At 53.7% G+C, this 21621-nt stretch carries 18 protein-coding genes and 1 other annotated feature; of the genes, 7 read left to right on the top strand and 11 right to left on the bottom strand.

Annotated elements, in window-relative coordinates; translation table 11 throughout:
• Positions 1-157: 157 nt before the first annotated feature.
• A complete protein-coding gene (locus tag BAA01_08835) occupies positions 158-1993 on the bottom strand; it encodes a hypothetical protein (GenBank protein OUM88257.1) in 1836 nt (611 codons plus the stop codon).
• Between the two features lie 497 nt (positions 1994-2490).
• Between BAA01_08835 and BAA01_08830 the strand changes: the two genes are divergently transcribed.
• The 3 genes from BAA01_08830 to BAA01_08820 all read left to right on the top strand — a co-directional run bounded on the left by BAA01_08830 (position 2491) and on the right by BAA01_08820 (position 4617).
• Entirely contained in the window at positions 2491-3093 is a 603-nt protein-coding gene (locus BAA01_08830) for an integrase (GenBank protein OUM88256.1), read from the top strand.
• Positions 3094-3259: 166 nt separating this feature from the next.
• On the top strand, positions 3260-4210 hold the full coding sequence (locus tag BAA01_08825; GenBank protein ID OUM88255.1) for a hypothetical protein: 951 nt from the start codon (positions 3260-3262) through the stop codon (positions 4208-4210).
• 29 nt (positions 4211-4239) lie between these two features.
• Positions 4240-4617, top strand: a complete 378-nt coding sequence (locus tag BAA01_08820) for a hypothetical protein (protein ID OUM88254.1) — start codon at positions 4240-4242, stop codon at positions 4615-4617.
• On the opposite strand, the gene BAA01_08815 is transcribed toward BAA01_08820, so the two are convergent.
• From BAA01_08815 to BAA01_08805, 3 genes are all read right to left on the bottom strand, one after another.
• Entirely contained in the window at positions 4614-5546 is a 933-nt protein-coding gene (locus tag BAA01_08815; GenBank protein ID OUM88253.1) for a hypothetical protein, read from the bottom strand. The genes BAA01_08820 and BAA01_08815 overlap by 4 nt on opposite strands.
• A 93-nt stretch (positions 5547-5639) precedes the next feature.
• Positions 5640-5936 (bottom strand): hypothetical protein, encoded by a 297-nt coding sequence (locus BAA01_08810; GenBank protein OUM88252.1) that lies wholly within the window; start codon positions 5934-5936, stop codon positions 5640-5642.
• 233 nt (positions 5937-6169) lie between these two features.
• Positions 6170-8746 (bottom strand): ribonucleoside-diphosphate reductase, adenosylcobalamin-dependent, encoded by a 2577-nt coding sequence (locus BAA01_08805; protein ID OUM88261.1) that lies wholly within the window; start codon positions 8744-8746, stop codon positions 6170-6172.
• Positions 8747-9108: 362 nt separating this feature from the next.
• Between BAA01_08805 and BAA01_08800 the strand changes: the two genes are divergently transcribed.
• Positions 9109-9963 (top strand): D-amino-acid transaminase, encoded by an 855-nt coding sequence (locus BAA01_08800; protein ID OUM88251.1) that lies wholly within the window; start codon positions 9109-9111, stop codon positions 9961-9963.
• Between the two features lie 40 nt (positions 9964-10003).
• On the opposite strand, the gene BAA01_08795 is transcribed toward BAA01_08800, so the two are convergent.
• From BAA01_08795 to BAA01_08775, 5 genes are all read right to left on the bottom strand, one after another.
• A complete protein-coding gene (locus tag BAA01_08795) occupies positions 10004-10828 on the bottom strand; it encodes an octanoyltransferase (GenBank protein OUM88260.1) in 825 nt (274 codons plus the stop codon).
• Positions 10829-10992: 164 nt separating this feature from the next.
• Complete coding sequence (locus BAA01_08790) at positions 10993-12456, bottom strand: glycine dehydrogenase (aminomethyl-transferring) (protein ID OUM88250.1); 1464 nt, start codon at positions 12454-12456, stop codon at positions 10993-10995.
• Positions 12453-13814: a glycine dehydrogenase (aminomethyl-transferring) gene (locus BAA01_08785; GenBank protein OUM88249.1), complete on the bottom strand. Its 1362-nt coding sequence runs from the start codon at positions 13812-13814 to the stop codon at positions 12453-12455. The genes BAA01_08790 and BAA01_08785 overlap by 4 nt, the downstream gene beginning before the upstream one ends.
• Before the next feature lie 83 nt (positions 13815-13897).
• Positions 13898-15055, bottom strand: coding sequence for a glycine cleavage system protein T (locus BAA01_08780; GenBank protein OUM88248.1), 1158 nt, complete (start codon positions 15053-15055; stop codon positions 13898-13900).
• Between the two features lie 243 nt (positions 15056-15298).
• Positions 15299-15393: a binding site (glycine riboswitch), on the bottom strand.
• A gap of 107 nt (positions 15394-15500) precedes the next feature.
• Positions 15501-16712: a capsular biosynthesis protein gene (locus BAA01_08775; GenBank protein ID OUM88247.1), complete on the bottom strand. Its 1212-nt coding sequence runs from the start codon at positions 16710-16712 to the stop codon at positions 15501-15503.
• Positions 16713-16911: 199 nt separating this feature from the next.
• Here BAA01_08775 and BAA01_08770 point away from each other — a divergent pair, with 199 nt between their 5' ends.
• Positions 16912-18582 carry an ATP-dependent helicase gene (locus BAA01_08770; GenBank protein ID OUM88259.1) on the top strand — a complete coding sequence of 557 codons (1671 nt, stop codon included), beginning with the start codon at positions 16912-16914 and terminating at the stop codon, positions 18580-18582.
• Between the two features lie 5 nt (positions 18583-18587).
• Positions 18588-19445, top strand: coding sequence for a hypothetical protein (locus tag BAA01_08765; GenBank protein ID OUM88258.1), 858 nt, complete (start codon positions 18588-18590; stop codon positions 19443-19445).
• A gap of 118 nt (positions 19446-19563) precedes the next feature.
• On the opposite strand, the gene BAA01_08760 is transcribed toward BAA01_08765, so the two are convergent.
• Positions 19564-19755 carry a hypothetical protein gene (locus BAA01_08760; GenBank protein ID OUM88246.1) on the bottom strand — a complete coding sequence of 64 codons (192 nt, stop codon included), beginning with the start codon at positions 19753-19755 and terminating at the stop codon, positions 19564-19566.
• 178 nt (positions 19756-19933) lie between these two features.
• On the opposite strand from BAA01_08760, the gene BAA01_08755 reads away from it, so the two are divergent.
• On the top strand, positions 19934-20869 hold the full coding sequence (locus tag BAA01_08755) for a ribosomal protein L11 methyltransferase (protein OUM88245.1): 936 nt from the start codon (positions 19934-19936) through the stop codon (positions 20867-20869).
• Here the strand turns inward: BAA01_08755 and BAA01_08750 are convergent, their stop codons facing one another.
• Positions 20870-21397 carry a hypothetical protein gene (locus BAA01_08750; protein OUM88244.1) on the bottom strand — a complete coding sequence of 176 codons (528 nt, stop codon included), beginning with the start codon at positions 21395-21397 and terminating at the stop codon, positions 20870-20872.
• Positions 21398-21621: the final 224 nt, after the last annotated feature.

Here is a 21621-nt window from a genome sequence, read left to right as displayed (position 1 = left end):
AAGAGGAAGGTCATGGTCAGTAAGGGCAAGCCACCCAAGTATACCTCTTTGAGGTGAATGTTGGGTTAGATTTTCAAATGAGTGATCTATTCCGTCTTCGGTAAGATTTTTATATGGGTTGACACGGGAGGTACAGAGGGAAGGCGCACGGTCGTTTCTAACCACTGTATCGCGTCAATCCCTGATAAATGCTTTCATACAAACGGAGGCGCTCAATGAGGGCCGGCAAGTCGGCATAAAAATCTGCATGCCGCAAAACCGAATCATGTTGCTGAATTTCAGCCGCATCCATGAAATCTGTACAGACGGCCAAGACCATCTTCGACTTTTGTTTCATTAACTTAAACGTGTCCGCCAACCGCAACATGTCCGCTTGGTAAGCAGGAACCACGCATACATATCTGACATGTTGTGACCGCGCGTAATGAAGCAGCTCATCCGCTGCAGGAAATGTGTCTAAAGGTATGGTTCGCCACCCGGACAAAACCAATGCTTCATTCACGATTTTCAATAACAGTTGCACACTCTCGTCGTTGCTGGGGGAAGGCGCGATCAGGATGGTGAATCGCTCGTCCGACAAGCGCTGGACCGATTGGAAATGATCCATGACCTCGTGACAGATTTGGTAAGCCGTTTGATAATCTTCTCGCTTCAACGCTCCTAATTGACGCATGTTTTGTATCTGCTTCACCGTATGGACAATCACATGGAAGATCATCGTCTCATGAGGCATGGTACGGGTCAAGGTCTGGATCAGGGAAACGGCCTTGCCGGCTTCACCCAGCAGGAGATGGTTCTGAAATTGATGCTGTAGCTCTTCCAACACAAAGCGGTCCGGCCTTTTTGTCTCTTTGACGCCTTCCCATGAAAGCAATCTTCTGACCGAAATGGACAGGTTATTGGGGATTGGATACGTATGTCCCTGATCTTTTTCCGTTACGGTTGGCAAGTAGGGGAAATGGCTGGTCACATCAGTGACGATGACAACCTTGTGGTTGGTTAACTCCAACGTGGCATTTACGGGGTAGATATGCAACATCTGCATGAATTCCCGCAGGAAGTACGGATCATACAAATGCGATTCGTGAAGCATGACTTCCAAAGCTTTGGCGCTGGGCAAAGGATCCCTGTATGGACGTTCGAGCGTCAAAGCGGAGTATACATCAATGATCATCAGAAGGCGGGAAAACAGATTGATTTGATTCCCGATTCGTCCTTCTGGATAGCCCGATCCGTCCATCCTTTCGTGATGCTGTTCAATGATCGGGATGATCGGACTGTCAGGATCATGCGCAGCCAGTTGTTGCACCCCGTAATCCACATGCATTTTGATGATCTCAAACTCTTCGGCGGACAACGCGTCTTCACTGGCCAGGATTTTTCGGGGAACGTGCAATTTGCCTATATCATGCAGCAGGCAGGCCGCCGCGAAGTGATGCTCGTTGTCCATGCCGATGTGCTTGACAAACAACGTTCCCAGAATAAACGTGTCAAGGGAATGATAGTAGGTCGGCAAATCCCACTTTTGCAGGTCCATCATGGTTTGATAGTAGTAATCATCGGCCAATATGCTTTGCCACAGTTCATATGCATAGGCCAAACGTTCCGAATGATTAAACGCCAATCCATACCTGCTTTCACGGGCAATCTTCCTCATGCCCTGAAAAAACAGATCGGATAAATGCTGTTCCCGCGCATTTAGCCTTTTTTTGCTCTGAGCTTCAATGAGTTTATGCAATTGAAAAAAAATGGGCTGTATGCGCACTTCAGGCCCTTCGAATTTAACAGCAGTCTCTTGCTGAAGCGGAACCTCACTTTGGGCGGGCATCCCGATTTGGATTGGCACTTCTGATGTTCCAAATCTTTTTAACCGGTGGATCAAATGAGGTTTGATAACGGTGCCTTTTGCAAGAAGCAACGTTCCGCCCAAGTAAATATCTCTGCCAACCACGTCGCCGTCAGACACATCAACGGTTTTTTTCATCTCTATCATCGTTTGTCCCCTTTTCTTTTTTGGGTTTCAGATGAATGTAACGTAAAATACATATGTATCTTTCGTTTTTTAGCGAATTTACAATCACCTTTTCATCCAGCGTACGTAGTGCATTCCAGGCATTTTTGGTTTGTCGAATCTTGTACTTTTCAGGTAAAATGAAATGGACGAATGGAAACGGTCCATCGCCCCGCAAACGCTGAGGTTGAGGGATTTCTGCAGGGAAAGCGAAAGGAGATAACAGTTGTATTTATGTAACATTCAAATCCCTTCTCCGAAGGGATTTTCGTTTGCTTTTGGCCTTTTCCCATAAATGCTTTCAATGACATATTTTGTTACCCATAGACTCATAATGAATCATTAGGATATAATTTCAGCGGTAACATCCCACGCCACCAAGTGGCCTCGGAAAAAGGAATAGGCACGTTTTCGAATCAGGAGATGAATGAGACAAAGCCGATACTTGTTCACACTAATGAGCAAGGAGAGTCATTGACATGAGCGCAGTAGAACCCATCCGCGATTTGAAGACTATTCGAAAAATTCGTTTAATATTGAGAGGGCAGTCGATTCGTAATGAGTTGCTTTTTATCCTGGGAATTAATGTCGGCTTACGTATCAGCGACATCCTCCGTTTAAAGGTAAAAGATCTGGTTAAACCGGATGGGAAAATCAGGGATTATGTTATCGTGAAGGAAAAAAAGACAAAAAAAGTCAAGAAATTTTATATCGGCAAGGTGGTCAAACAAACCATTAAGGACTATATGGAAGAATATCGTCCGCATCCAGACATGTATGTATTCAAAAGCCGTAAAGGAAAAAACCGGCCCATCAGCCGCCAACAAGCCTACCGCATCATCAACCACGCTGCCGAATTGGCTGGCTTGGTGGAACGTGATCATACCGGCCGCATTGTGAGTGGAGAAATTGGTACGCACACATTGCGAAAGACGTTCGGCTACCATGCATACAAGAACGGCGCGGATACCAATCTGTTGCAGGAAATTTTTAATCATTCCTCCAACAAAACCACCTTAAGGTACATCGGCATCACCGAGGAGCAGAAAAAAGAAGTGTATTTGAGTTCCAACCTGGGCTAAAGAAAAGAGCATGAACAGCATACACATTTGATGCGGTCCCATGTTAAAATAGTGTCAAGGGATTCATTTTAAAATGACGGAACACGGCATTCTAATCCATATTTTTACATTTCATCCAATCCCTGAATGACCAACCGCAATCTGTTGGGCAGGTGATCCGAAAGACATGCCACAAAAAAAACAGCCCCTCTATGGCGGCCAGGCCGTCATTGAAGGGGTGATGTTTGCCGGACAACGCACACGCGTGACCGCCATTCGCCGCAAGAACCAGCAAATCGACTTTTTCGAAGAGGTGGGCATTGAGCAACCGGTCTGGTTGCAAATCGGCCGCAAAATTCCTTTTCTCCGCGGCAACATCGCCATCATCGAGGCAGTCGCCAGCGGCTCAAGACACATGAACTTCGCCAGCGAGCGTTTCGAAGTGGATGCGGCCGATGGTAAAGAGGCTTCTCTTCCCGAAAAATCCGCATCCAAATGGTCCGCATATTTCAGTCTTGCATTGCTGGCTGTGCTCTCCTTTATCGTCGCCAAAATCATCTTCACCGCTGTGCCTGCGTTTCTTGCCAGCGCATTTGATCCCTGGGTCCACAACTATTTCGTCCGCAATCTGATTGAAGGCGCCATCAAGACCGCCTTGCTGCTCGCCTATCTCTGGGCGATCGGCCAGGCTCCCCTCATCAAGCGCCTGTTTCAGTACCACGGTGCCGAACATAAGGTGATCAATGCCTTTGAAGCCGGCGAACCGTTAACCGTCGAACGGGTCAAAAGACATTCCCGCCTGCACTACCGTTGCGGCAGCAGTTTCATGATTTTTACCATTCTAACAGGCGTCATTTTGTACTCGTTTATCCCGTATGCCACAGTATGGGAGAGAATTTGGGATCGTATCCTCCTCATCCCGGTGGTCATCGGCCTCTCCTACGAAGTGCTTCGCTTAAGCAACGCAGCAAAAGGATTGCCTTTTCTCTCCTGGCTCGGGTATCCGGGACTTTGGCTGCAAAAATTGACCACCCGCGAACCGGACGAATCCCAGATCGAGGTCTCGATTGCCGCCTTTCAGCGCATGAGAGAACTGGATGCGAAAAAAGAAGCGCCACCCCAAACATTCTGTTTGTAAATTTCTATTGAAAGCGTGGTGTTCAGAGCATGGGCAACCGTATTTTGACACTCGTCTTAATGGGGCTGTTCTTCATCGGCCTTCTGGTCACCCTGTTGAGAAACCCCCTTTCGGTGCTGATTCCGCTGGCAATCCTGGGAACCATCATTTATTTTTTGCGCAAACCCCGTTCCCCCTTTCGCCACAGCGGACCCAGAGGAGGAAGAGGTTTCGCCTCGCCTTCCTATCCGGTCAGAACTCCGCGCGGGGAAAAACGGTTCTCCTTGAAATTAAAATCAGACGCCCCGGAGATACTGTTTCAAAAAAAGAAGTCTTCGAAGAAAAAGCAACACGCTTTCCGGGTCATTGAAGGAAAAAAAGGAAAGTCTCCCTCCCAGGACAAGACCGACAAACATCTGCTTCATTAATGATGGACCGGGTTCACTTGATAACGTGGACGGTATTTCAAGCAATATGCTGCAAAATCCCAGCCGCGGAAGAAAGCTTCGGCTGCCCTCCTGCCGGATTGATACAGTTCGTCCATCTCTTCCATCGACAGCGTAAAATCGGTTGCAGAAATGTGATGCGTATTAATAAAAATCGTCCTGACCGCATCCGCCTCCCGGATGGCCAAATGGTCTATGGCGCCGATCATCGTCTTCGTCAGCGCATGTGTATATTGGAACAATGTCTTCGTGGGATGAGGCTTGCACCACTTATCACTGATCAGGCGAAAGCCAAACGTCGGCCAGCGCGGTTTATCCTTTGCGTCAAACAACCAGACCGGATAATTGCTCAACAACGCTCCGTCCAGAATCATGTACGTGCCCTTTTTCGTCCGCAACCGGACGGGTTGATAGAAATACGGAATGGCGCAACTCATCGCCACTGCTTTTGCAACGGGAAAGCCTTTCGGCCGAAGGCCGTATTTCTGGAGATCCTTCGGAATGACCAGAACATCCCCTGAGGTGATGTCGGTCGCAACGATGTGCAGGCGTTCTTCTTCCAAGTCGCTGAAAGTGCGGACCCCTCTCTCAGCCAGCCTCTTTGCCAGCCAATCCTCCAGCGGACCGGTAGAGTATAAGCCTTTTTTCAGCAATAACTGCAACGGCAGGCCAATCCCCGGAAGCCGAAACCAGCCCGAACGTTTCATAAAGCTGGTAAAATCGATTTCATGAAAAAAACGGTGCATCTCCCCTGCCGTATAACCTGCCGCCAGCAACGAAGCCACAATCGCGCCAGACGAGGTGCCGGCCACCCGTTTCCATTGATAACCGTTCTCCTCTGCCACCTGGATTGCTCCCACGAGAGCAATCCCACGAATTCCTCCTCCTTCAAATACAGCATCTGCCCACATTGTTCTCCCCCCATCCATACAATAGGGTATGAACAACATGTCATACTGGCAATGCTTTCGCGCGAATGATTCAACTCTCTTTGGCCACTGGCTTTACCACCACCTGGAAGCAAGGCCAATGGCCAGAATTCCAAACAAGGCCAGCGGAAGAATTCCTGGAAAGAAAAATTGGACCTCTTCTGCCATTGGTGAATCTCCTGTACCCACTGCATGAGTCACGGTGACCTCATCCGCGCCGCCTGCGACAGGCCAGGGATAAGGCCGCAAATAAACGTAATGCCCATCTACTCCCATCAATCTTCCATAATACCTTCTCCCATCCCGCATCCGCACCACCACCATACGGTACATATGGCGGTGGCAAAAACTGTGAATCCAGGAACAAGACATGTCAACTAGGCCCTCCTTTTTCATTCTGGTTTAGTCACACGCAACGCAATGAGAATTTGGAAGGTTTCTACATTACAACGGTATGACACGCGTTCTTCCTTGCTCATCCTCCAATCTCCCATTTTTTGAGAAACAGGTGTTGGCCCTCGTAAATAAAAAAGGCACCCGGACTCATCCGTCCAGGTGCGCAATGACATTCCAGGGGGCACAATAACATGGGGGAAAAAGCAGGTTTAGCCGCAACGCGTATACCCGCAAGCGATACAATGCTTGCATCCCTCTTCGTTGATGAGCGAAGCCGAGCCGCACGTAGGACACAGGTCCAGATCTTCCGTTCGGTCCTCCGCGTCGCTGTCGTCGTTCAGGCGGATCTGAATCGTATAGCGCGAGGCATGTTCCCCTTCCTGCTCATGCGCAGCAGACAACTCGAGCATGCCAGCGTCGCTTTCTGCGCCAACCAGATCCCCGTTTCCATTGATGTGCATCTCGAGAGCCTTGGCCACCGCATCCGGCACCGATTCGACCCGGTTCGGGCCAAATCCGACCGCGCCTGAACCACCAATCCCCTTGAGGTGCTTGATCAGCAACTTCGCCTTGTTCCCATCCGGCAATTCCCCGAAGCGCAAGAAGAGAGTGGAAACCCTGCCCAACGCCTCCGACATGGCAAACACGTCACTGCCTGCCTTGCCAATATTGACGATAATTTCAAAGGGTTTTCCGTTGATGTCGTTAATCGTGATGTACGCTTTTCCGAGCGGGGTTTTCATCTTGTAGGTCGCGCCAGTCAATTTCTGCGGCCGCCGGTGGTACTCCGCTTTCTGCGAACCCGACTCCTTCGCTTGCGGCAGGGCGGTCCCTTTCTCTGCAGTCCCTTTCTCTTCAGACGGCTTTTCCGTTGACAGTACCTGGACATCCCGGCTGCCGTCCCGGTAAATGGTCACTCCTTTGCATCCCAGATCAAAAGCCAGTTCGTACAGTTTTTTCGTATCTTCAATGGTAAAATCCGCGGGCGCGTTGGCTGTCTTGCTGATGGACGAGTCCACCCAGCGCTGAATGGCCGCCTGAACGCGGATGTGTTCCTCTGCCGTCAGATCCATGGCGCTGACGAAATAATCGGGAAGCGGCTGGCCGGGATGCTTGTCCATCCACTCCTTGGCAATCGGCACATATTGTTTGTCTACCCCCAAGCGGCTCTGCCGGAGGTATTCAAAGGCATAAAACGGCTCGATGCCAGTGGATGTGCCGACCATGGTTCCCGTGCTGCCGGTGGGCGCCTGGGTCAACACGGTGACGTTGCGCATCCCTTTGGTGCGGATCGCTTCCCTGACCTCCTCATCCATCTGCTTGACAAAGCCGCTTTGCAGAAACTTCTCTGCGTCAAACATGGGAAATGGGCCTTTTTCAGCAGCCAGATCGGCAGAGGCAAGGTAAGCTTTTTTAGCGATAAAGCCATACAACTTGTCGAGAAAATCCAGCGACTCTGGGCTTCCGTAGCGGATCTTCAGGCGGATCATCATCTCGGCAAGCCCCATCGTCCCCAGCCCGATGCGGCGCTCATTCATTTGATTTTTCCGGTTGTCTTCAAAGTGGTAAGGCGTGGCGTCGATCACGTTGTCGAGAAAACGAACCGACCACTCCACAGCCTGCCCCAAAGCCTCCCAGTCCACGTCGGTTTCGTCCTGGTTGACAAACTTTGCCAGGTTGAGCGCGGACAGGTTGCACACTCCCCAGGCCGGCAGGCCTTGCTCGCCGCACGGGTTGGTGCAGATGATCTTATTGAAATACCAGCTGTTTGACATCTGGTTGTAGTATTCCATGAAGACGACGCCGGGCTCGGCCGACTTCCATGCCGATTCGATGATCGTATGCCAGATGTCGCGCGCTTTCAGCACTTTGTAGACGTTCACCTTTTTGCCCAACTGTCTCCATTTGTCCAGATCGCCGTCCCATACCTCGTCGTAATCGGGATCGCTCGTGTCCGGAAAGACCAGTTCCCAGTCCAGATCCTCTTTGACCGCCTTCATGAAAGCGTTGCTGATGCAGACGGACAGGTTGGCGTTGGTGAGCTTGTCCATCCGCTGCTTGACGGTGACAAACTCCATCAAATCGGGATGCCAGTCGTTGAGCATCAGCATCAGGGCGCCCCGGCGGGATCCGCCTTGCTCGATCAGGCCTGTCGTGTAGCTGAAAAGCCCGCCCCAAGAGACCGAGCCGCTGGACGAACCGTTCACGCCACGCACGACCGCACGGCGAGGACGAAGCGAAGACAGGTTGATGCCTACTCCACCGCCCCGTGACATGATCTCGGTCATCTGCGTCAGCGTTTCCATGATCCCCCCACGGCTGTCACGGGGCGAGGGCAACACGTAGCAGTTGAAGAGGGTCAGTTCATCGTTGGCTCCCGCACCAGCGGCAATCCGGCCGCCCGGCACCAGCTTCCAGTCATAGAGCAGTTCTTCAAACTTCGCCGCCCATTCGGCTTGCTTTTCAGGCGTCGGCTCCACTGCCGCGATGGCCTTGGCCAGCCGTTTCCACATCTCTTCCGGGGTTTTCTCGATGGGGACCGTCAGTTTTTCCAGGTCGCCAACCCATTCTTGGCCATTGCGCAGGCGCACCGTCACTTCCCTGCCCCGTACGGCGATCACTTCCCCTACCTCTTTTTGCGGAAAGCGGGAATCATCCTTTACCAGGACGAGTACCGTATCGCCTACCTCAACGCCTTCCACCCCTTGCTTTTTCAGGGCGTAACGGTCCAGAAAGATCTTTTCGCTCAGCCCTTCCAATTGAATCTTTTTCTTTGTCCTCTGCATCGGCCCGACCTCCAATTTTTCAATAAACTCCAGGTATGTTCTCGTCATCAATATGTAGATCGCCAGTTCATTATACACTACAACATATTGGGTTGAAAATCCCAAAACCAAAATCATCCTTGCACCATGCTCGGTCATCCTTCCTTTTTGCCCGATTATCTCCCGATTATCTAAGGGAGGCTCATTCTCACTCCGTTGCACGTCCCGCCCGCCTCTTTCTGCAATCCGGTCAGGCCTTGCGCCGCCATTTCATGATACAATAAGCTCATGTGTGGTTCACGGTGGACGATATCGACACCAGACGAATGCAATGTAAACAGTACAGAAGGAAAAAGAGGGGAACTGGAAAGGAGCAGCGCCTGATGTACATTTTGTACAATGACACCATCATGCCGCGCCATTTGTTTCGCGTCGATCTTGAAGACAGAGGTTATCAGTTTGGGGACGGCATCTACGAAGTGATTCGTTTTTATGACCGGGTGCCTTTTGAATTGGAAGCGCACTTGAGGCGGCTGGCAGCCAGTGCCGAGGCAATTCGCATCCCGCTGCCCGTCTCCCTGGAGCGGCTGGGCGAAAACATCGGCAAGCTGATCGGAGAAAGCAGTATTCAAAGCGGGATCATCTACATCCAGCTCACTCGCGGCGTCGCCCCCCGCGGACATCTGTTTCCCGCAGCGGCGCAACCGGTTCTCACCGGCTACCTGACCCCGGTTGAGCGGCCCGTCGCCCATCTGGAACAAGGGATCGCGGCTATCACGACGGAAGACATCCGCTGGCTGCGGGTGGACATCAAGACCATCAACCTGCTTCCCAACATCCTCGCCAAACAACAGGCGCACGAAGCAGGCGCCCACGAGGCCATCTTCGTGCGCAACGGCACCGTGACTGAGGGCAGCAGCTCCAACCTGTTCGGCATCCGGGACGGCGTGTGTTACACCCACCCGGCCAACCATCTCATCCTGAACGGCATCACCCGGCAGGTAGTTCTGCGCTTGTTGAATTCGGTCGGCTTGAAACTCCGGGAAGAAGCCATCCCCCACACGGAGCTGTACCGGATGGATGAGGTGTTTATCACCAGTACGGTGCAGGAAGTGTGTCCCGTCATCCGCATCGACGGACAGCCGGTTGGCGAAGGAAAGCCAGGCGCCTTCACGCGGGCCTTGCAGTCGGCCTTTGAACAGGCTATCGGCACAAGCCAATCGGCTGCCACCCCATAAGGCTTCATTGCGTCGCATGCTTTTTCGCAACCAGCCGGCTTTATCTGCGAAAATTCCATTCCTCACTCGCATACCGTCTGGCCAGTTCTGCGGCCAGGCGTTTCTCTTCCGGCGTCAACTCCCCCTCCACCAACCGGACCCCCAGCCCGGCGGCAAACCCGTCATAAAAAGCCTGCACCATTTCCTCCCAGGTAACCGGTTCCCTCAGCTGATGAATCGGCACCGCCCTTTCCTCAAAGCTCTCCCGCATCCGCCGGCGCAACTCTTCTGTCGGGAAGCGCAACACCTCAAACAGCCGGTCCGCATCCAGCTCCTGGAGAATCGAGCCGTGCTGCAGGATCACGCCTTTTTGCCGCAGCTGCGCGCTGCCGGCAACCTTGCGCCCCTCCACCACCAGTTCGTACCAGGATGGCGAATCGAAGCATGCGGCGGAACCCGGCGAGCCGAACTTTTGCCGCTCCTCATCCCCAGCGAGGGAGACCATGTCGGCGCAAAGGCCCAATCGCCTAAACCCTTCCACCAGTCCTTTGCTGATCACCCGATACGCCTCGAGGACAGAACCAGGCATCAGCGGATGATCTTCGGCAACCACGACACTGTAGGTCAACTCCCGATCGTGCAACACCGCCCGGCCGCCGGTCGCCCGCCGGACAAAGCCCAAACCCCGCTGGCGCAGCTTTGCGATGTCCACATCCCTGTCCACGCGCTGGAAATAGCCAATCGAAAGCGTCGGGGGGTCCCAGCCGTAAAAGCGAACGGTCGGCGGCACCAGTCCCTGGCTGTGAGCGATGAGAATGGCTTCGTCAATCGCCATGTTCACTTCCGGAGAAGATTTCCCAGTATTCAGAAATCTCCACTGTTCCATCACCATCACCCTCTTTATCCTAGGCTTCCTTACCCAAATATACCTGTTCGGCACCGGCAGGGAAAAGTGGCGGATGAACTCTGGATGAAAGCAAAAGAAAAATAAACCGAAAATCCCCTTCTCGCTCATCTGCTGGCAAGAAGGGGAATTCGCTTTCCAGTTCCTCAAGAGGAAGGCTGATACCGCAGCACCGGCTGGCGTGCCGCTCTCACCTCATCCAGCCGTTTGACCGGCGTGGTGTGGGGGGCCTCACGCAGCAGCTCGGGATGTTCTTCCGCTTCGCGGGCGATCTGGATCATCACTTCCACAAAGCGGTCCAGCGTCTCCTTGCTCTCTGTTTCGGTGGGCTCGATCATCATCCCTTCCTCGACAATCAGCGGAAAGTAAATGGTCGGCGGATGGATGCCGAAGTCCAGCATCCGCTTGGCCATATCCAGCGTTTTGACGCCCTGCTTCTTTTGCCGGCGGCCAGAGAGGACAAACTCGTGTTTGCAGGGCTGCGGGTAAGGGAGGTCAAAGTACGGCTCCAGCCTCCGCATCAGGTAATTGGCGTGCAGCACCGCATCCTCCGACACGCGGCGCAAGCCTTCAGGTCCCATAGTGCGGATATAGGCGTAGGCGCGCACAAGGATGCCAAAATTGCCGTAAAACGCCTTCACCTTGCCGATCGACTGCGGACGGTCCGCATCCAACAGATAGCGCTCCCCCTCTTTCCGGATCACGGGGTACGGCAGAAAAGGTGCCAGGTCCTTCTTGACGCCGACCGGCCCGGCTCCCGGGCCACCCCCGCCGTGTGGCGTGGAAAAGGTTTTGTGCAGATTCAAATGGACCACGTCAAAACCCATGTCCCCGGGCCGGGTGATCCCGAGAATGGCATTGGCATTGGCCCCGTCATAGTAAAGCAGCCCTCCCGCCTCGTGCACCAGGTGGGCAATTTCCACAATCTCCTCCTCAAACAGCCCCAACGTATTGGGATTGGTCAGCATCAAGGCAGCCGTATCCGGACCCAGCGCCGCCCGCAAAGCTTCCAGATCGACCAGCCCCCGCTCGTTGGAGCGCACCGTTTTCGTTTCAAATCCGGCCACGGTGGCGCTGGCAGGGTTGGTGCCGTGCGCGGTGTCCGGAATGAGGATCTTGTTTCGCCTGGATTCTCCCCTGCTTTCCAGATAGGCGCGGATCATCATCAGCCCGGTCCACTCACCCTGCGCACCGGCAGCCGGCTGCAGGCTGACGGCGTCCATGCCGGTGATCGCGGCCAACGCCTCCTGCAGCTCGTACATCAGCTGAAGCGCCCCTTGCACCGTCTCCTCCGGCTGGTACGGATGGATCTTGCTGAAGCCGGCCAGGCGGGCCACCTCTTCATTGGTCTTCGGATTGTATTTCATCGTGCAGGAACCCAGCGGGTAAAACCCGTTGTCCACGCCATGGTTCATCCGCGAAAGCGCCATGTAATGACGGATCAGATCCGGCTCCGACACTTCGGGCAAGGCGGGCGGCTCCTGGCGGAGAAGCGGCTGCGGAAGCAGTTCTTCAGCCGGCCGGACAGGAACGTCTGACTCCGGCAGGCTGCAGGCTATCCGTCCGGGCGAAGAACGTTCAAAAATCAGGGGCTGATTGACCGGGTTCATACCAATCCCTCCAATGCCGTGACAAAATGGTCAATTTCCTCTTTTGTCCGAACTTCCGTGACAGCTACCAGCAAATGATCGGACAGTTCCGGATAATCGCGTCCCAGATCGTAGCCGGGCAGGATGCCTTCCTTCAGCAAGCTCCGGCTGACCTCCTCGACCGGCTTGGGCAGCTTCAGGACAAACTCGTTGAAAAACGGTGCGGCAAAACGGCTCTCCACGCCAGGAACGGCGGACAGCTTTTGGCGCGCGTAGTGGGCTTTCTGCACGTTCAATCTCCCCACCTCCACCATCCCCTGTCTGCCCATCGCCGACAAGTAAATGGCTGCTGCCAAGGCGTTCAACGCCTGGTTGGAACAAATGTTGGAGGTGGCCTTTTCCCTTCGTATGTGCTGTTCGCGTGCCTGCAACGTCAGGACAAAACCCCTTTTCCCATCCCGATCCACCGTCTGCCCGACGATCCGGCCTGGAAGCCGTCGCAGGTGTTCCTGTCTGGCCGCGAAAAAACCGCAACTCGGACCGCCAAAGGAAACAGGAATGCCAAGCGGCTGGGCCTCTCCGACGACCAGATCGGCCCCCCATGCTCCCGGCGGTTTGAGCAGCCCCAGCGTGATCGGGTTGACCAAGGCAATCATCAGTCCCCCTTTGTCGTGGATGAGGCGGGCAAATGCTTCCCCGTCTTCGATGATGCCGAAAAAGTTGGGGGACTGCAGGATCACGGCCGCTGTCGTTTCATCAACCCGGGAAGTGCAGTCGTCGAGAGAGGTTCTCCCTGAATCAGGCCCCTCCTGTACATACGGGATCTCCTCGAGAAAAAATCCCATCCCGCGCAGGTAAGTGCGCAAAACGGCCTTGGCTTCCGGGTGGACGGACCGCGAGACGAGCACCTTTTTCCGGCGCGTCGCCACACAGGCCAGGCCTGCCGCTTCCGCCAAAGCCGTCGCTCCGTCATACATCGAAGAATTGGCCACTTCCATTCCGGTCAGCTCGCAGATCATCGACTGGAATTCAAACATCGCCTGCAGCTCACCCTGACTGATCTCCGGCTGGTATGGCGTGTAGGCCGTGTAAAATTCGCCGCGGGAAAGGAGATGGCTGACCACGGCCGGAATGTGGTGTTCGTACATCCCCGCCCCCAGAAAAGAGACCACTTTGTCAAAATCCAGATTTTTGCCCGCCAGACGGTTGAAATAGCGGTGCAGCTCCGGTTCAGAAAGCGCCTTGGGAATCCCCAAATCCCCGCGCATGCGGATGGTTTCGGGAATTTCCGCAAACAGTTCGTCAATGCCGGAGACACCGATCGCCTCCAGCATCTCTTTGCGATCCGACTCTGTAGTCGGCAGGTAGCGAAAACCCACTGCGTGATCCCTCCCTCTTTCAACAACACACTTGATTCTTGAAAGTTTACGTAACATATATTCTGTTACCAATTGCCGCCGATTCAACGTGAACGATCGGCTTGACGCCGGTAAAACGGCTTTTTCACCGCCTGGGCCCGCAGTCTCTTCCCCCGCACCTCCACCTCCAGATGCTGGCCCATTTGCGCATATTCCCACCGAATCAGGGCCATCCCGAGGTTTTTCTTCAGCGTGGGGGCATAGGTCCCGCTGGTGATCCGGCCAATTTGCCGGTCCCCGGCGAAAACAGGATACCCGGTGCGGGGGATCCCCTTGTCCAGCATCTCCAGTCCCACCAGCCTCCTGGGAACGCCCTCCTCTTTCTGCCGCAGAAGCGCCTCGCGGCCGATAAACTCGCCTTTCTCCCACTTCACGGCAAAACCCAGCCCCGCCTCCAGCGGACTGATCTCGGGCGACAGCTCCTGCCCATACAGAGGCAACCCGGCTTCAAACCGAAGCGTATCCCGGGCGCCCAGGCCGCAGGGAATGACCCCGTGCGGCTCCCCTGCCTCAAGCAGCCGCTCCCACAACCGCGCAGCGTCTTCATGCCTGACCATCAGTTCGAAACCGTCTTCCCCGGTATACCCGGTGCGGGACAGCATGGCCACCGGTATATCCGCCACGCGCACATGCTGCAAAAACGCAAACGGCGCCACTTTTGAAAGATCGGCATCGGTCAGGCTTTGCAGCAGCGGAGCGGCCAGAGGCCCCTGAAAGGCCAGCAACGCCCACTCGTTGGTGCGGTCTGCGACAGATACACCGGCAGTCGGATCGGCATGCTTCGTCACACCTCGTGCTGAGTGGCCACCCGTTGCATGAGTCTGAATCCAGGCCAGATCCTTTTCTCGATTGGCCGCATTGACCACCAGCAGAAAATGCTCCTCTCCCATACGGTAAACCAGCGTATCATCCACCGTGCCCCCGTCCGGGCTGCAGAGCGGGGTGTAACAGGACCGGTTGACCGCCAAACCTTCCAGCTGGTTGGTCACCAGGTGATTCAAAAGGGACAAGGCACCCGGTCCTCTCACCTCCAGCCTGCCCATGTGTGAGACGTCGAACAATCCGGCACGCGTACGTACGGCTTGGTGCTCTTTCAAGATCCCCGAAAACTGCACCGGCAGGGACCAGCCGTGAAAATCCACGACCTTTCCGCCATAACGCTCATATAACGAGAAAAGAGGCGTCTTTTGCAATCCCTCCATTTGGCACCCATCCTTTAATGCGCATTTTTTGATCCGCTTCCTTTGACATGCATCTGTTCATGCATCCGTTTGAAAACGCAACATTATTATGCGCCACACAATAAGCAAAAAAAGACAGAGATAAAGAAGGGTCTTCTTCATCTCTGTCCGGGTACCTGAGAGTTTACCTTTGCCGCCGTTTGGCTTTGTTGCCAGCTGGCGCAAAGTTACCCCTTGGGTGGCCTGCGGCGCTCTCCAGAGGTCTGTCGGATGGAAGTTCTTTTGCCTGAGAGATTCGCCCCTCCCGGGGCTTGCTCCTTCGGCGCTGTCTCAAGGACAGTCTCTCCTTCCACCGTCATCCAGGTAGCCTATCCAATTGTCTCATTGCCGTTTCAATTTCGAAAATGATTGCATCTCCATTATATGTGTTTTTTTCCAAAGACACAAGACGGTTTTCCTTCACCGCTCATTGCCCCTTTGTAGCGATAAGCTGCAGGTTGGGGACATATCGCGAAAGGTGGCTCTGTATCTCATGAAGATGCTGCTTTGCATTGGGCAGTTCCGCATCGGTAAGCTGATCCATCGGGATAATGGTATAGCCCTTCCAGTTTTTGAAGTGAATATAAGTCGGAAGAAAAGCTGGCGAGTGAATCTGGATGGTGGTGTGATCGGGAGACTCTCTCTTCTCTACTTCCACCTGCAGGATGCCGCCAATCTGGCAATGCAATTTGTCCTGGGCGGCGATAAAGTTGCCTAATGAATAGATGGCCAACGCCTGATGGCCCTGCACGCTGTGCAAAACTTCCAACGGTTGCAGGACGTGCGGATGGTGTCCCAAAATCACGTGCGCCCCCTGATCCGCCACAAACTGGGCCAGTTCTCTTTGTTCTTGGCTCGGCATCCGCACATATTCGTTCCCAAAATGCAGGCTGACCACAACCACGTCAGAGCTTTCCCTGGCTTTCGCAATGTCCGCAGCGATCTGGTCTCGGTCGATCAGGTTGACGAGGTAGCTTTTTCCCTCAGGAACTGGAATCCCGTTTGTGCCGTATGTGTAAGCCAAAAAGGAAAAGAGGATGCCGTTCCGCTCGATCGTGCGAATCCGGGCCCGATCTGCTTCATCTTTGTTGGCGCCGACGTACACCATTCCCAGCTCAACCCACCGGCCAATCGAACGCAGAATCCCCTGTTCCCCCCGATCCAACACGTGGTTATTGGCCATCGAAACCACGTCTACCCCGGCCCACTTCAAGGTGTCGCCGATTTCAAGCGGACTGTTGAAGCGGGGATACCCCGACAGGCCGAGATGACTGCCTCCCATGAGCGACTCCTGGTTGGCAAACGTGATATCCGCGCTCTCCAGGTATGGTTTGACCCGCGCGAACATCTTGTTGAAGTCGTAAGTGTCCCCCTTTTGGGCATCCCGAATCACGGAGCGATGAAGCAGGATATCTCCGACCGCTGCCAGCGTGGCACGGCTGACCCGGACTTGCGGTTCAGGAGGTTCGCGCTGCGTTTGTGGTTGAGGAGGTTTGCTCTGCGGCTTGGCTGATTCCTTCTCGGCAATGGGTGGTGCTTGCGACCGATCATCTTTCTCCAAAAAGCCGCATCCCCCTATGACAAGCGAAAACAGCAGCAAAAACAAAAGTAACGTACGATGCAACGCCAGACGAATCATTTGCCACCCTCATCCCAATCTGACAAAAATTTTCTTTCAAGGCCGATTATGCACATTTTACCATATCTCAGATCTGCCTCGTCAAAAAAAATTTCACACATGAAAGCTCCTGCAACAGGGCAAGATAAGACTTGAATATCGACGAACGGAGGAACATGGAATGGCCATGACAGAGCAGGAGCTCGTGACGAAACAGGATATCCCGATCCGCTTTTCGCTGGAATGGCTGGATTCCTTTCGTCAACGGGTGGAAGAGGATGGCCCCTGGCACTCCTGGGAAATGTTCCAGCTGGCTTTTGAAGCGGCCGAACAGACCGCAGTCCGCTCTTTTGAGGAATTGCAATGCCTGATGCACCTTCCCCATCTCACGCCCTATCCCCATCAACTGGATACGGCGAAAAAGGTTTTGAACCAGATGCGCGGACGGGCCATCCTGGCTGACGAAGTGGGTCTGGGAAAGACCATTGAAGCCGGACTGATCATCAAGGAATACTTGATCCGGGGACTGGCCAAAAAAGTGCTGATCCTGGTTCCCGCCTCGCTCGTCCTGCAATGGACGCGGGAGTTGAACCAGAAATTTCACATCCCGGCTGTCGCCTACAAAAAACCGTACATGTGGGATTACGCCGACATCCTCGTGGTTTCCATGGATACCGCCAAACGCGAACCCAACCGGCAAAAGGTGCTGGATACCCCGTTCGACATACTGGTCATCGACGAGGCGCACAAGCTGAAAAACCCGAAAACCATCAACTATCAATTTGTCAGCCAAATCAACAAAAAATATTGCCTGCTGCTCACGGCAACGCCGCTGCAAAATAACCTCAAAGAGCTGTTCAACCTGATCACCTTGCTCAAACCGGGACAATTGGGAACACAGAGCCGGTTTGCCCAAGAATTTATGGCGGGGGAACGTCTCCCGAAAAACGAAACGGAACTTCAAAAACGCCTGTCCCATGTCATGATTCGCAACCGCCGCAGCGAAGAATCGATTCCTTTTCCGGATCGGCGGGTGGAAAGCATCTACCTGGACCTCTCCCCTGAAGAACGGGAGTTGTATGATGCAGTCACCCAGTTTGTGCGCAACCAGTCGCCGCTTAAAACCGGCACGCGCCCCAGCGTTTTTTCCTTAATCACGCTGCAGCGTGAGGTCTGCAGCAGCCGGGATGCAGTCTTTGTCACCCTGGTCAATCTGTTCAAGAAACTGCCTGAAGACTCACCTTTGCGGGCAGACATCTTCCGGCTCGTCGATGTGGCCAAGCAGGTCAAGCATCACACCAAGGGCCAAAAAGCGATTGAACTGGTGAAAGAAATCGGCGACAAGGTGATCATCTTCACCGAGTACCGGGCGACACAAGAATTTCTCATTCGCCTGCTCACGGAGCAAGGGATTCGCTCCGTCCCGTTCCGCGGCGGCTTCAACCGGGGAAAAAAGGACTGGATGAAAGACCTGTTTCAAAACCGCGCCCAGGTATTGGTGGCGACAGAGGCGGGCGGTGAGGGAATCAATCTGCAGTTTTGCCACCATATCATCAATTACGACCTGCCATGGAATCCGATGCGTCTCGAACAGCGCATCGGGCGTGTTCACCGGCTGGGCCAAACACACGACGTCCAAATCTACAATCTCACGACCAAAGACACGATTGAAGCGCATATCCTCCATCTCCTCTATGAGAAAATCAACCTCTTCGAGATGGTCATCGGCGAACTGGATGAGATCCTGGAACGCCTCCACTTATCTAAAACCTTTGAAAAACGCCTCACCGACATCCTGCTCAAGGCGGCGGATGACGCCGCCCTGACAGAAGAATTAAGCGCGCTCGGCCAACGGGTAAAGGAGGCGCAACGTCAGTCCCGAATCAGGTGATAGAGGTGCATGTCAACCAGCTTCAACACTATGTTTTCCGCTATTTCCAGGCCACCAACAGCCATATTCTTGAAACCAGTCCCGGACATCTTCGGGTGAAACTCTCCGAAATGGCCGACAAAGACCTGACCAACCGGCCTCTTTACTGGTCCTTTGTGGAACGAATGGGGCAAACACCGCAAACCATGACCCTGACATTCATTTTTGACCGGCAGCAAACGCCTGAGGGAGTGGAAGGGGAAGATTTGCGCTTTGGCACGCCGCGAATGGCGCAGATTTTTTCCTCAGCGGCAAAACACGGGCAATGGACCCGCCTGTACGAGGAGGCGGACAGCGAACGCTCGGACCGTCAACCGCTTTCTTACGTCCCGTGGTTGTGTTTGAATTGCAAGGTGCAATACATCTGCGACCGAAAAAAAGACGAAATTCATTCCCTTGGAGTCAACCTGATCACAGGAGCAATCAAGGAAAGGTTTATCCATGATTTGCAAAAACGGCAGTTGACCCCCCGAATTCCGCCACGCGTTCATACCCTGCCGGCCAACATCTCGTTGGAAACTGCGATACAGCAGCTGGAACGCTGGCTGAACCGGCACGTCCGGTCCCAGGATACCGCCTGGGCCGACGATGCCAGATTGCGAATGGAAGAGGAAATGGCTCGCCTCAAACAGTATTACGAGAACAAAAATGCCTCCGGAACGGGAAACGTCCAGCCGGATAACCCGGCGCAAGCCACCGCGCCTGAAGCAATCGAACAAGCTTGTCAAAAACAACTGGACGAAGTGAAATGGCAATACGAGCCGCGCATCCAGATCGACCTGATCAATGCCGGTCTGTTCTATCTGTCGCCCCAACAACAATGAAGGAATGAAAAAAACCCGCAGGCGAAGTTCCTGAGGGCCGTCAAATTGGCAAAGTTCCTGGGGGCCATCAAATGTCAAAGAAACATCTTTCAAAGAACAGCGAAACATCCAACAACGTTCACCGCGGGAAACGCCGCAGTCTGCCGTTAAACGCCAACTTGACGGAAAAAGGAATCAAACCGAACCACCACTGCAGCAGCGGCTCCTTTTCCTCCATTTTCAGTTGCCCGTCCTCCTCTTGTGCTTCCTTCAACGTATACCGGTTCGCCCAACGGGAAGACAGGTATGTCAGGTACTCCTCCCAAGACATTGCATGCCCCTCCTGTTCCTTGGATTGCATCTTAGGATCAGGATGGGCAAAAGCCTCGATTTTATTCCATTGTCCGGGAAGCTGGTCATGTGACATAATTAGGTAGGTGAAGTGACGAAAAGTGATCCGCAGCATAACATAAATGGAGATCAAGAGCCGGGAGAAGGGGTGGGTGGAGATGAAATGGGCGGAAATTCGCATACATACATCAGCGGAAGCTTCTGAAGCGGTGGCCAACATCTTCCATGAGGCGGGAGTAAATGGGGTGGTCATCGAGGATTCGGCGGCACTGGATCGATCGTGGGAAGACAGGTTTGGGGAAATCTATCAGTTGGAACCAAATGACTTCCCGGATGAGGGCGTGATCATCAAAGCGTATCTCCCCGATACCCCTTCGCTTGAAGATAAAATTCAAGCCATCCAAAGAGAATTTTTGGCTTTGCAAGAGCACGGCCTCTCCTTGGGACCCAAGCAGCTTAGCGTCGTCAAAATCAGCCAGGCCGACTGGGAAAATGAATGGAAGAAATATTACAAACCGCTTGCGATCACAGAACGCATTACGATCAAGCCCCTTTGGGAACCGTACACCCGAAAGCACGAAAAGGAATTGGTCATTGAAATGGATCCGGGCATGGCGTTTGGAACGGGATCCCATCCCAGCACCATCCTCTCCATTCGTGCCCTGGAAAAACACGTGCAAACGGGTCACGAAGTGGTAGATATCGGATGCGGCAGCGGCATTCTCAGTGTCGTGGCAGCCAAGCTGGGTGCCAAAAAGGTTTTGGCCCTCGATCTGGATGAAGTGGCAGTGGAGGCAACGCGTCAAAATGCACGCCTGAACCACCTTGCCGACCGGATTGAGGTCAGGCAAAACAATCTTCTGGATGATGTGAAGGGGAACTATGATGTGGTGGTCGCCAACATCATCGCGGAAGTGATTATCCGCTTGGCATCCGCTGTTCCGGCGCGCCTGAAGGCAGGCGGCTGCTTTATCGCCTCCGGGATCATCGCCGCGAAAAAGGAAGAGGTCTTGGTGGCGTTAGAGCAGGCAGGATTCCGACGCTTTGAAGATGAAAGGCTGGATGATTGGGTGGCAATCTGTGCCAGGGTCTGATCATTGGCCAAACACCTGGGCCAGCGCCTTCTCGATTTCGGCTGTCACATCTTCAATCGTTTTTCCCGTCGTGTCGACTTTGAAATGGGCAAAATCGTATAATCCGTCCCGTTCCTTGAGCAGCCTTCTGACCCGCTCCTCCAACGAGCCGCGCAAGAGGGGGCGCGTCGCATCCCCCGCAAGACGGCGCACAATCTCGTCCGCGCTGGCTGTCAGAGCCACCACCCATCCGTTCTCCCTCATCAGTTGGCGGTTGAGAGGGGACAAGACAATCCCGCCGCCTGTGGTAACCACTTGACAACGGTTTTTCAGTACCGATTGCAGGATCGCTGTCTCCCGCTGCCGAAAATAGTTTTCCCCTTCTTTTTCAAACAGCTCGCTGATCGGCCGGCCCTCTTCCGCCTCAATCCTCTGATCCGTATCCACCCATGTCCAGCCCATACGTTTGGCCAGCGATGCACCAACAGTGGATTTGCCTGTACCCATAAAGCCGATAACAATAATGTTTCTCTTGTCTGAGGCGAACATCCTCCACAACCTCTTTCTCGTCCATGCTTTCTGTCTCCGTTCTATTCTAACACGCGTCAGACATCGAGTAGGAGGGGGCGACTAACCCCCGTCCCCTCACCTATGAAAAAATGCAAGCCCTTCTCGAAAAAATTTCAACTCTACATGCAAAAAAGGCAATAATAAGCTAAACCGGGCCAATTCCGTTTTTTGACCCAGCCCTTTTTCTTGACCTGGCTTGCTTA

Origin of the sequence: Bacillus thermozeamaize, assembly GCA_002159075.1 — a bacterium.
Lineage (GTDB): Bacteria > Bacillota > Bacilli > ZCTH02-B2 > ZCTH02-B2 > Bacillus_BB > Bacillus_BB thermozeamaize.
This window is presented reverse-complemented; position numbering and strand designations above follow the sequence as displayed.